The following is an 11,615-nucleotide window of genomic DNA, read 5'->3' as shown; positions in this document are numbered from 1 at the left end:
TTTATAAAATAAATTTAGAAAGATCGGTATCTTTAACCAGGTTGTCTAGATTTTTATTAATATATTCTTTATTAATAATAATTTTTTCACCTGCACGATCTGTGGCAGTAAAGCTTATTTCGTCTAAAATTTTTTCAATTATTGTGTGAAGTCTTCTAGCACCAATATTTTCAACAGTCGCATTTACTTCAGACGCAATGTTTGCAATAGTGTCAATACCATCTTCTGAAAATTCAAGATCTACATTTTCAGTTTTTAATAAAGCTACATATTGTTTAATTAAACTAAAATCTGGTTCTCTTAAAATTCGTTTAAAATCGTCACTAGTCAACGCTTCTAACTCAACTCTTATAGGTAGCCGCCCTTGAAGCTCAGGAAGAAGATCAGATGGTTTGGCGAGTTGAAATGCTCCTGATGCAATAAATAAAATATGATCTGTTTTAATTGGACCATGTTTAGTATTAACTGTAGTACCCTCAATCAAAGGTAATAAATCTCTTTGGACACCCTCACGAGAAACATCTCCTCCAACTCTATCTGTTCTTGCAGAAATTTTATCTATTTCATCTAAAAAAACTATTCCATTATTTTCAGTTGATAATTTTGCAGCTTTTACAATTTTATCTTGTTCAATTAATTTATCCGACTCATCATTGATTAATATTTCGTGAGACTCTTTTACAGTCATTTTCTTCTTCTTTTCTTTATTTCCCATTGATTTGCCAATCATTTCACCAATGTTAATCATTCCAACATTAGCACCAGGCATGCCAGGAATTTCAAAAGAAGTATTACTTGATCCGCTATCACTTACAGCAATCTCAATTTCATTATCATCAAGATCACCATTCCTAAGTCTTTTTCTAAAACTTTCTCTAGTTGCTAAACTAGCTTTTTTACCAACTAATGCATCTAATACTTTTTCTTCAGCAGATTTTTGAGCCTGAGCGTGAACTTCTTTTCTCATTTTGATTTTTTCCATGCCAATAGCTATCTCAATCAAATCTCTTACTATTTGTTCAACATCTCTTCCAACATATCCCACTTCAGTAAATCTTGTAGCTTCAACTTTTACAAATGGTGCTTCTGCAAGTTTAGATAGTCTTCTAGAAATCTCAGTTTTACCAACACCTGTTGGTCCAATCATCAAAATATTTTTTGGCAAAACTTCATTTTTCATTTCACCTTTAAGCGCTTGTCTTCGCCATCTATTTCTTAATGCAATAGCGACTGCTTTTTTTGCTTTATTTTGTCCTACAACGAACCTATCTAGTTCAGACACTATTTCTCTAGGAGATAGTGAGCTTACTAGAGAATTTTCTTCTTTAGTGTTTTTATCTTTAGGAACTAACGGAGTTACGTTTGAATTTTCCATTAAATTTTTAAAACCTTAATATTATCATTTGTAAAAACACAAATTTCAGAAGCAACTTTGATTGCTTTCTTTGCGATTTCTTCTGCACTTTTGTCTGTTTCCATCAAAACCTTTCCAGCAGCTAAAGCATAGTTTCCACCTGAGCCAATTCCGATTACATCGCCTTCAGGTTCTAAAACATCTCCAGTTCCAGAAATAATATAACTGTTGTCTTTGTCGCCTATGGCCATCAGTGCTTCTAATCTTCTAAGATATTTGTCTGTTCGCCAATCTTTGGCCAATTCAACAGCTGCTCTTGATAAGTTTCCTGCATGTTTTTCAATTTTAGCTTCTAATCTTTCAAATAATGTAAGTGCATCAGCAGTTGATCCTGCAAAACCTGCTACCACATCTCTTTTTTCAATTTTTCTAATTTTTGAAGCAGTACTTTTAACTACAGTATTTCCCATACTGACTTGTCCGTCACCAGCTACTACTACTTCATTATTTTTTCTTACTAGTACAATCGTTGTCATGCTTAATAAATGGTAACTATTTTTGATACTTCAAGTGTTCATACTAATATTGATATAGGGTAATTATGTATGTATACCTTTGAAATATATGGCTAGAAAAGGAAAAGTATCCAGAAAAACTAAAGAAACAAGCATTAGTGTTGAAGTTAATATTGATGGAAAAGGCAAATACCAAATTGATACCGGTATAGGTTTCTTAGATCATATGCTTGAGCAATTATCAAAGCATTCTCTTATAGATTTAAAGGTAAAAGCAAAAGGTGATACTCACATTGATCTTCACCATACCACGGAAGATACAGGTATAGCTATTGGTGAAGCTTTAAAAAAAGCTGCTAAAAAATTTGTTGGGATCAAAAGATACGCACACAGAGTAATTCCAATGGATGAAACTTTAACTAGAGTTGCAATAGATGTTTCGAACAGACCTTATTTGATCTGGAAAGTAAAATTAAAAGTTGAGAAGCTTGGTGAGATGGACACAGAACTATTCAAAGAGTGGTTTCAAGCATTTTCACAATCAGCTGGTATTACAATGCACGTTGAAAATATTTATGGAGATAATAGCCACCACATCATCGAGTCTTGCTATAAAGCATTAGCAAGGTCATTGAGAGAAGCATTGGAGATGGATCCTAGAAGCAAGAAAAGTATACCATCGACTAAAGGCTCATTATAAGTTTAATGAACGTCACAATTGTTGATTATAATTCGGGGAACATAAGCTCAGTAATAAACTCTTTTAAGGAGGTTGCTAAAGATAAAGTAAATATCGAGGTAACATCAAATTTAAATAAGATTAAATCCTCAGATAAAGTGGTATTACCAGGCCAGGGTTCGTTCAAGAGCTGTGTTGATGCGCTTAATAACATTAATGGTTTAGTGGATACATTAAATGAATTTGCAATTAATAACAAAAAACCTCTTCTTGGAATTTGTGTTGGGCTACAAATGTTTGCAGATATTGGTTATGAAGAAACAGAAACTAATGGTTTAGGCTGGATACCTGGAAAAGTTTCTAAAATTGATAATCAAAATAATAATTACAAACTTCCACACATTGGCTGGAATGAAATAAATATTGTTAAAGATAGTAAGATTTTTAAAAATATAGAAAATAACTCTCACATGTATTTTGTTCATAGTTATGAATTTATACCTGAAGATAACAGTGTAATTTCAGCAACAACAGATTATTCATCAAATATTGTATGTTCTGTTGAAAAGGAAAATATTTTTGGAACTCAATTTCACCCTGAAAAAAGTGATAAAACTGGATTGAAAATAATTGATAACTTTATAAATCTATAAAATGAAAATATTTCCTGCAATTGATATTAAAGATAAAAAGTGTGTGCGATTAGTTAAAGGGGACTTTGACAACAAAACTGAATATGAAATGTCACCTGTGGAACAAGCTAGAAAATACAAGGATCATGGTTTTAAAAACTTACACATAGTTGATTTGGACGGGGCTTTAACTGGAGAAACCATTAATCTTGATATTATTCAAGAAATAGTGAGTAAATTTGATATTAAAATTGAAATTGGTGGAGGTATTAGAAATTTTGAAAGTATCAAGAAATATACCGAAGCTGGTGTTGAGAAAGTAATTTTAGGAAGTGCTGCTATAAAAGATAAAATCTTTCTAAAAGAAGCTTGTGAAAAATTTCCAAATAAAATTGCTTTAGGCTTAGATGCTAAAGATGGATATCTATCTGTTTCAGGCTGGAAAGAAAATTCTAATCAATTAACTTTAGATTATTTAAAAGAAGTAAATGATTTTGGTGCAAGCAGGTTGATTTATACAGATATAAATAAAGATGGGATGAAGCAAAGCCCTAATTTTGATGAAACATCAAAAGTTGCTAATAATTCAAATTGTCCTGTAATCATATCTGGCGGAGTGTCTTCAATTGATGATATTAAAAAAGCTAAAGAATTAAATAATGAGAATATCGAGGGTATTATAGTTGGTAAAGCAATATACGATGGTGATATTAAATTAGAAGAATTAGTGAAGGAATTAGATGCTTAAAAACAGAATAATACCTTGTTTAGATGTAAAAAATGGACGAGTTGTAAAAGGTATTAATTTTGTTGATTTAAAAGATGCTGGAGATCCAGTTGAGCAAGCTAAAATTTATTCTGAGGGCGGGGCAGATGAAATTTGTTTTCTTGATATTACTGCTTCCAATGAAAATAGAAACACTATTTACGAAGTAGTGGAGAAAACTTCCAAGAAATGTTTTGTTCCTTTAACTGTTGGAGGAGGAATTAGAAGTGTTGATGATATTAATAAATTATTAAACTGTGGTGCTGACAAAATATCTATAAATACTGCGGCGGTTCAAAATTTAGAAGTAGTAGTTGAAAGTTCTAAGAAATTTGGTTCACAATGTATTGTTGTTGCAATAGATGCAAAAAAAAATGGAGATAATTGGGAAATTTTTACTCATGGAGGAAGAAATAATACTGGAATTGATGCAATAGAATTTGCCAAAAAAATGGAGGATAGTGGAGCAGGAGAATTATTAGTAACATCAATGGATAGAGATGGCACCCAAGTTGGTTATGACATCGAACTAATGTTAAAGATATCATCTAAAGTAAATATTCCTGTGATTGCTTCTGGTGGAGTTGGAAATCTTGATCATTTAGTTGACGGAATTAAATTAGGAAATGCAAGTGCAGTTTTAGCTGCATCCATATTTCATTATGGAAAACATTCAGTAAAAGAGGCCAAGGAATATCTGGATTCAAAAGGAATTCCTGTTAGAATTTAGTATGCTTAGTACACTAGAAAATTTAATAAAACTCGCAAGAGAAAGAAAATCAGCACCTGTAGAAGGGTCTTACACAAACAAGTTACTTACAGATAAAGCTCTAAGTAAAGCTAAAGTTTTAGAGGAAGTTAATGAGTTAATTGAAGCGATTGAAGAAGATACAAATAAAATACATGAAGCGGCAGATGTATTTTATCATTTATTGATGTACTTAGAAGCTAATGATGTGAAAATTGAAGAAGTGATGCAGGAATTAGAAAATAGAAAAAAATGAGTTATGATGATAACAATATCTTTGCAAAAATTTTAAGGGGAGAAATACCTTGTAATAAAATTTATGAAGATGACTTTGTTTTGTCTTTTTATGACATTAATCCTCAAAAAAAAATTCATGCTTTAGTCATCCCTAAAGGAAAATATGCAGATCTTGATAATTTTAGTTTAAGTGCCTCTCCAGAAGAGATGGTTGGGTTGCTTAAGGGTATAAATATAGTTGCTAAAAAACTAGGTATTTCAACAGAAGTAGGCAAAGGCTACAGAGCACTCGCCAATATAGGTGATGATGGCGGTCAAGAGGTTTCACACTTACACTTTCATTTATTTGGGGGAGAAAAAGTTGGAAAAATGGTTGAGTGACACAAGAAGTTAATAGAAATTATTTAGAAATAAATTCAATTCAAGATCTTAATGAGGTTATCGAACCTAATGGAGATTATTCTTTAAATTTATTAGAACCAATAAATTTTCAACTTAATAAATTTTTTTATAAAAATATTGGAAAAAAACATAAATGGATTGATCGATTAGTTTGGACAGAAACTCAATGGATAGATTATGTTTCTAGAAAGAATGTTGAAACATATGTGTTTAAATTTAGAGATGATTTAGCTGGCTTCTTTGAACTGATATCTCACAGTGAAAAAAAAGAAGTTGAAATTGCCTACTTTGGATTGCTAGAAGAATTTCAAAATAAAAAATTGGGATCATATTTATTAACTCAAGCAATTCAGAAATCTTTTAAAGGAAGTGTTAATAGAGTTTGGGTTCATACATGCTCTCTAGATCACAAAAATGCTTTAAATAATTATATTGCTAGAGGCATGAAAATATTTAAAACTGAAACTATAAGAGTCTAGTTTTGAGCTGGCAGTTTAAATAAATCTTCATTAACTTGTTGATTTATCTTAATTGAGGAAAGATAAGTTATATTTACATTTTGATAGATATCTTTGGTCTGCCAGCCAACCAAATTAAAGTTTTTATCATCAAAAAAAATATTTATTTCACTGTCATTTTCTACTATTTCAAAATTTATGTAAGTTTTATCTATTATTCTTTCATTTAAATTTTGAATTTTTCTAATTAAAAAATTTTTATCTAATATTAAGTTCAGAGGTGTTTTATTTAAAGGGTATCTGTAAAAGCTTGTTATAGTTTTAATTACTAGTGATTTGCCATTAGAAACTAAAATTTTATTATTTTTTTGATATTTACAATAAATTTTTTTTGGATATTTAATTGAACAATTTCCAATTTCTACTTTTCCATTTATATTTTGTTCAAAATCAAAATTTAAGTTTTTGGTATTTTTTAAATTTTCTATTATTTTATCTTTATTACTTGCATGTGCATTTGAAATTAAAACTAAAAAAATGTAAATAAGAAATTGTTTAAACATTAAAGCACATCTCTTTTACCAACATGATTTGCTTTACTGACAATTCCATCAGCTTCCATCATGTCAATAATTCTTGCTGCACGATTGTAGCCAATTTGAAGTTTTCTTTGTAAAAAAGAAGTTGATGCTTTTCCCTCTGATCGAATAATTTCTAATGCTTGCGGATATAGTTCGTCTTTATCACCCTGACTTTGACTATCACCAATTTCTTTATCATCAGCAAAGTTTAATATTTCATCTATATAATCTGGCTCAGCTTGAGTTCTTAGAGAATTATTAATTTTCTCAATCTCATTATCAGACACAAATGGTGCATGTATTCTAACTATTCTATTAGCAGAAGACATATAAAGCATATCTCCCTTACCCAGCAATTGTTCAGCTCCCTGCTCACCAAGAATAGTTCTGCTATCTATTTTTGAGGTAACCTGAAAGGATATCCTAGTGGGGAAATTAGCTTTAATAGTACCAGTAATTACGTCAACACTTGGTCTTTGTGTGGCCATTATTATATGAATTCCTGCTGCACGAGCCATCTGGGATAATTTTTGAATGTAGTTTTCAATTTCTTTACCTGCAACTAACATTAAATCTGACATCTCATCAACCACAACAACTATGTAAGGCATTGGAAGTTTATGCTTAGCATTATATCCGTCAATATTTCTCACTCCTTCTTTTGTCATCAATCTATATCTACTTTCCATTTCTTTAACGACCCAGCCAAGAACAGAAGCTGCTTTTTTAGCCTCAGTAATTACTGGACAAAGTAAATGTGGAATACCTTCATACGTTGATAGTTCAAGCATTTTAGGATCGATCAAAATAAACTTACATTTGTCCGGTGTATGTCGGTAAAGTAGTGATAGAATAATAGTGTTAATGCAAACTGATTTTCCAGATCCTGTAGTTCCAGCTATAAGAAGATGAGGCATAGAAGCTAAGTCACCAACAACAGGTTTGCCAGAAATATTTTTACCAAGTGCTATTGGTAATTTAATTTCTTTTTTCTTAAAGTCAGCGTTAGCTAAAATTTCACTTAAATAAACATTTTCTCTTATATTATTTGGAAGCTCTATTCCAACAGTATTACTTCCAGGTATAGTGGCTATTCTTGCAGACTCTGAACTCGTATTTCTTGCTATATCATCAGCTAGATTAATTATTTTAGAAACTTTAACACCAGCTGCAGGCTCAAACTCATTGAGAGTAACTACAGGTCCGTGACTAACTTTTTTTATATTTCCACTAACGCCAAAATCCATTAGTATTTTTTCTAAAAATTCTGGATCGTGAGTTTCATTTTTTTCAAAATTCTCTCTTTCTTTTTTTGTTGAAATTTTTAATAAATCAATACTTGGTAATTTAAATTTTATTTTAGTTTCAGACTTATTTTCACTTTTAATAAAGGGTAAATCTTCTTGAATAAGGTTTTTAATCTCATCTTGTGGAATGTATTCATTAATTATTTCACTTTTATCTGTATAATTTTTGTTATTTTTTTTATTAATTAAATCAAAGATTTTTTTAATAAATTCAAAAAACTTTTTTGGGTTAAAATTAATACTGACAAGAAAAAAGATTATAGTAATTAAAATTAAAATATAAAAAAATATACTCTCATTTATTGATATTAATGGCCCAAGAAACGATTGATTTAGATATTTTCCAATAAACCCGCTGTTACCATTTATATATAGAGAATATGTATCAGAATAATAATGTTCAAAAAAAAGTGCTCCAAATATTAAATATAAAATTGTAAAGAAATTATTTTCAATAAATAAAAAAAAATTTTTTGATCTTATAATATTAATTCCTGTAATTATTAGCGTAAATGGAATTAAATAAGCTATTAAGCCAACAGATTGAAAAAATAAATCTGATATAAAGCTACCTTGAAAACCCATCAAATTTTCAATTTTTGTATTTTCAGGAAAAATGAAATTTGGATCGCTAGGTGAGTATGTTAGTAGTGACAGGAATAACATTGCACCTGCAAAAGAAATTAAAATTCCAAATATTTCAGCCAATCTTTTAGTGGTGAAATTAAGCAATAAATCAGCTGTTTTTTTAATATTCATATAAATGAGTCGGTTTAATCACTTTGTATCATCTAATTTTTATTGTTAAAATTAAAAATATTATGACAGTTTGTATACTTGGTAACGGTTTAACAGCTTTAACTTTGGCAAAGGCGCTTGTTAATTGTGAAATAAATGTTGAGATACTCTACAATAAAAAAAATTATAAAATAAGTAGCTCAAGGACAATTGGAATTACAAAGAACAATATTGATTTTTTTAATAACAATATAATTAATATTGAAAAAATAATTTGGAAGTTAAAAAGAATAGAAATTTTTTCAGATAATCTAAAAAAAGAAAGATTAATAAACTTTAAAGCAAATAACGATCACCTTTTTTCAATTGTTAAAAATAAAAAATTATATCAATTGTTGGAGAAAGATTTATCAAAAAATAAATTTTTTAGATCAAAGTTTTCAAATGAAAAAAAATTTTCTTTTTTAAATAAATACGAACTTATAATAAATTGTGACCCATCTAATTTCATCACAAATCGATATTTTAGTAAAAAAATAATTAAAAAATACAATAGTTATGCGTATACGACTATTATAAAACATGATCAAATTTTTAATGACACAGCTTTTCAAATTTTTACAAAAAAAGGACCTATAGCCTTTTTACCAATTTCCAATAGAGAAACTTCTATTGTATACTCTATCCATAATTCAACTAACAAAAAAAATGAAAACATTGAACAATTAATAAAAGATAAAAACTTTAAGTATAAAATTAGAAATATAAAAAAAATAGATAGTTTTGAATTAAAATCATTAAACTTAAGATCTTATCACTATAAAAATATATTGGCATTTGGAGATTTGTTGCACAAGGTTCATCCCTTAGCGGGTCAAGGTTTTAATATGACTATTAGAGATATTAAAATTCTTTTAGAGATTATAAAAAAAAAAATCGATGTTGGGTTATCATTAGACAATTCTGTAAACCTGGAATTTCAAAAACAACAAAAGCATAAAAATGTTATTTTCTCAAATGGAGTAGATTTAGTTCATGAATTCTTTAACATTGAAAGAAAAATGAAATTTAGCTTTTTAAGTAAGTCTGTTAAACTAGTTAGTAATTATCCATTTATTAATAAGATGTTTGCTAAAATTGCTGATAGAGGTGTTTTATTTTAGTTTATTGAAGTGTTGTATTGTTGAAAACATCGTATGTATAAGTGCTTAAAATTTCAGCTATTTTATTCTTTCTTATATTAAGATTTTCTGCTTCTAACAAAACTTGTTTTTCTTCTAGAGAAAATGGTGATGCCATCGCCAAAGCATTTATTGATTCATCTAAACTTTGTTTTTCAAGTTCTTTCCAATTTATTATAAAACCTCTTTTTTCAAATAATGATTTTAAATCTTTAAAAATTAATTCTAAGTCAGAAAATTTAAGTTGCTCCTCTTTTTTATTTAGGTCATGATAAAAATCATTAAAATCAACTTTATATTCCATGTATTTTTTGCTTAACTTTACTTTTTGAATTAACTTAAATCTAATCAAGCCTTTTAAATCAATCATATAACGTCCATCCTCAGTTTCCTCAAATCTTGTTATTTTCCCCAAACAACCAATGTTATATAATTCATCTAGATTTTGGTTATTTTTTGAGTTTTTAGGTTGGATCATGCCTATAAGTTTGTGAGATTTCATAGCATCATTAATCATGTCAATATAGCGTGGCTCAAAAATGTTCAATGGAATAGTAGTTTTTGGAAAAATTATAAAATTGCTCAAAGGAAATAAGGGTATAATTTTTGGCAAATCAATAATATTCATAGCTTATTTATATAACAAATAAACGTAAATTAAATTGTTAAATTTGTCATTCCTCTAAATTCTTTAGTAGATAATAATACGGTTTATATTTTTCATTTTCATATTTTCTAATCCTATTTCTGACCTGTAAAAAACTATTTGTTTTATTAAATAGTTTTTTATTTTTATGAAAATTCAGAAAATTATCATTTACCGAAATATTACAAAATTTCAAAATTCTTTTAACTTCACTTTCTTGATCATCAGTTAATTTAATTAAATCTACATCAATTATTTTATTGGGATATTTATCTTTATAATAATTAATAGTTTTTTTGTAATTTTTAATATAATTGATTATATGTTTTATGTCATGACACCATGATAATTCAGGCAACATTGATTGGTATATTGCCAATATTGAGTCATTATAATTTCTATAAGTGTGTATGAATTTGGCATTAGGAAAAAACTCTAATATAATATCTATATTAAAGAAATTCTCTAAAGATTTGTCTAGATAAACGCTCTTTTCAAAGTTGTAGTATTTTTGAAATAATGAATCCTGAAATATTTTCCTATTGATCACTAATTGATAATTCTCTAATTTAAAATTTTCAGAGTATATAATTTTACTTATTTGGTCTAAAATTGAAGTATTTATTCCATGAAATTCACCAACAGAAATTATATTTTTTGAATTATGAGATATTATAGTTTCAACTAGTGTTGATCCAGATCTTGGTAGGCCAAGTATAAAAATATGTTCATTTTTATTGAAATTTTTAAGTTCTTTGAAATTTTCTTCAAATTTAATTTTATTAAAAAAATTAGGGATTATTTCTTTATAATAAAAATCAGATTGTTTATTAAATATAAAATTTGAATTCAAACACTGTTGGTGTGAAATATTTAAAAAGTTAATTTCGTTTTTAAAATTACCTTTCTTTTTTTCTAATTTTGAAAAAATAAAATTTATCAAACTTTTTTCAAAAAGAGAAATTTTGTCATTACTAATTAAAGATTGTAATTTATCATAGTAAGTAGAATTTATATTTTTATCATCTAAAATAAATAATCCATAATAGGATTTAACATCATTAGGATTGTTCGAAATCAATTTTAAATATTGTTTTTTTGCTTCGTTCACTTTTCCAATACTTTGTAATGCTAGAGCTAAATTAAAAAGTATGCCAGGTGTATTTGCTTGTATTTGATTACATTTTTTAAAAAAAAAATACTTTTCTCTAGATCATTTAATTCATAGTAAATTTTACCTATTTGAAAATTTGCCCTTAAATCATTTGGCTTTTGCTTAAGTATATTTTTAAAAATAAAAAAAGCTTTATTATAATGCTTTTTTCTAATTGATATTTTTCCTAATTCATAAGACATAAATTATGTGCCAGT

At 27.9% G+C, this 11,615-nt stretch carries 15 protein-coding genes; 8 read left to right on the top strand and 7 right to left on the bottom strand.

What is annotated here, in order from left to right; genetic code table 11:
• Position 1 precedes the first annotated feature (1 nt).
• Entirely contained in the window at positions 2–1,375 is a 1,374-nt protein-coding gene (gene hslU, locus ACIJYG_RS06885; protein ID WP_435096710.1) for an ATP-dependent protease ATPase subunit HslU, read from the bottom strand.
• Positions 1,375–1,890: an ATP-dependent protease subunit HslV gene (gene hslV, locus ACIJYG_RS06880; protein ID WP_023649225.1), complete on the bottom strand. Its 516-nt coding sequence runs from the start codon at positions 1,888–1,890 to the stop codon at positions 1,375–1,377. Before hslV ends, hslU begins: the two co-directional genes overlap by 1 nt.
• Positions 1,891–1,978: 88 nt before the next feature.
• Here hslV and hisB point away from each other — a divergent pair, with 88 nt between their 5' ends.
• From hisB to ACIJYG_RS06845, 7 genes are read left to right on the top strand one after another with little or no spacing between them, the layout of a single operon-like run.
• The gene (gene hisB, locus ACIJYG_RS06875) at positions 1,979–2,569 is read left to right on the top strand and encodes an imidazoleglycerol-phosphate dehydratase HisB (protein WP_271497201.1); all 591 of its coding nucleotides are present in this window, start codon (positions 1,979–1,981) and stop codon (positions 2,567–2,569) included.
• Between the two features lie 5 nt (positions 2,570–2,574).
• Positions 2,575–3,201, top strand: a complete 627-nt coding sequence (gene hisH, locus ACIJYG_RS06870; protein WP_435096706.1) for an imidazole glycerol phosphate synthase subunit HisH — start codon at positions 2,575–2,577, stop codon at positions 3,199–3,201.
• Position 3,202: 1 nt separating this feature from the next.
• The gene (hisA, locus tag ACIJYG_RS06865) at positions 3,203–3,928 is read left to right on the top strand and encodes a 1-(5-phosphoribosyl)-5-[(5-phosphoribosylamino)methylideneamino]imidazole-4-carboxamide isomerase (protein ID WP_435096703.1); all 726 of its coding nucleotides are present in this window, start codon (positions 3,203–3,205) and stop codon (positions 3,926–3,928) included.
• On the top strand, positions 3,921–4,676 hold the full coding sequence (gene hisF, locus ACIJYG_RS06860; RefSeq protein ID WP_435096700.1) for an imidazole glycerol phosphate synthase subunit HisF: 756 nt from the start codon (positions 3,921–3,923) through the stop codon (positions 4,674–4,676). Before hisA ends, hisF begins: the two co-directional genes overlap by 8 nt.
• Before the next feature lies 1 nt (position 4,677).
• Entirely contained in the window at positions 4,678–4,950 is a 273-nt protein-coding gene (hisE, locus tag ACIJYG_RS06855) for a phosphoribosyl-ATP diphosphatase (protein ID WP_435096697.1), read from the top strand.
• On the top strand, positions 4,947–5,312 hold the full coding sequence (locus ACIJYG_RS06850) for a histidine triad nucleotide-binding protein (protein ID WP_435096694.1): 366 nt from the start codon (positions 4,947–4,949) through the stop codon (positions 5,310–5,312). Before hisE ends, ACIJYG_RS06850 begins: the two co-directional genes overlap by 4 nt.
• Positions 5,309–5,812 carry a GNAT family N-acetyltransferase gene (locus tag ACIJYG_RS06845; RefSeq protein ID WP_435096691.1) on the top strand — a complete coding sequence of 168 codons (504 nt, stop codon included), beginning with the start codon at positions 5,309–5,311 and terminating at the stop codon, positions 5,810–5,812. Before ACIJYG_RS06850 ends, ACIJYG_RS06845 begins: the two co-directional genes overlap by 4 nt.
• On the opposite strand, the gene ACIJYG_RS06840 is transcribed toward ACIJYG_RS06845, so the two are convergent.
• The gene (locus tag ACIJYG_RS06840) at positions 5,809–6,354 is read right to left on the bottom strand and encodes a LolA family protein (RefSeq protein ID WP_435096688.1); all 546 of its coding nucleotides are present in this window, start codon (positions 6,352–6,354) and stop codon (positions 5,809–5,811) included. The two genes, ACIJYG_RS06845 and ACIJYG_RS06840, sit on opposite strands and share 4 nt — an antisense overlap.
• Complete coding sequence (locus ACIJYG_RS06835) at positions 6,354–8,438, bottom strand: DNA translocase FtsK (protein WP_435096685.1); 2,085 nt, start codon at positions 8,436–8,438, stop codon at positions 6,354–6,356. The genes ACIJYG_RS06840 and ACIJYG_RS06835 overlap by 1 nt, the downstream gene beginning before the upstream one ends.
• 62 nt (positions 8,439–8,500) lie before the next feature.
• Here ACIJYG_RS06835 and ACIJYG_RS06830 point away from each other — a divergent pair, with 62 nt between their 5' ends.
• Positions 8,501–9,580, top strand: a complete 1,080-nt coding sequence (locus tag ACIJYG_RS06830; protein ID WP_435096682.1) for an FAD-dependent monooxygenase — start codon at positions 8,501–8,503, stop codon at positions 9,578–9,580.
• 1 nt (position 9,581) lies between these two features.
• Here the strand turns inward: ACIJYG_RS06830 and ACIJYG_RS06825 are convergent, their stop codons facing one another.
• From ACIJYG_RS06825 to ACIJYG_RS06815, 3 genes are read right to left on the bottom strand one after another with little or no spacing between them, the layout of a single operon-like run.
• The gene (locus ACIJYG_RS06825) at positions 9,582–10,226 is read right to left on the bottom strand and encodes an LON peptidase substrate-binding domain-containing protein (RefSeq protein WP_435096679.1); all 645 of its coding nucleotides are present in this window, start codon (positions 10,224–10,226) and stop codon (positions 9,582–9,584) included.
• A 46-nt stretch (positions 10,227–10,272) separates the two neighbouring features.
• Positions 10,273–11,355, bottom strand: a complete 1,083-nt coding sequence (locus ACIJYG_RS06820; protein ID WP_435096676.1) for a sulfotransferase family protein — start codon at positions 11,353–11,355, stop codon at positions 10,273–10,275.
• Between the two features lie 26 nt (positions 11,356–11,381).
• Positions 11,382–11,600 carry a tetratricopeptide repeat protein gene (locus ACIJYG_RS06815; RefSeq protein ID WP_435096673.1) on the bottom strand — a complete coding sequence of 73 codons (219 nt, stop codon included), beginning with the start codon at positions 11,598–11,600 and terminating at the stop codon, positions 11,382–11,384.
• Positions 11,601–11,615 lie beyond the last annotated feature (15 nt).

Source organism: Candidatus Pelagibacter bacterium nBUS_27 (assembly GCF_051200985.1).
In the GTDB taxonomy this organism is placed as follows: domain Bacteria; phylum Pseudomonadota; class Alphaproteobacteria; order Pelagibacterales; family Pelagibacteraceae; genus Pelagibacter.
The sequence above is the reverse complement of the archived record's forward strand: the minus strand, read 5'-3'. Positions and strand labels throughout refer to the sequence as shown.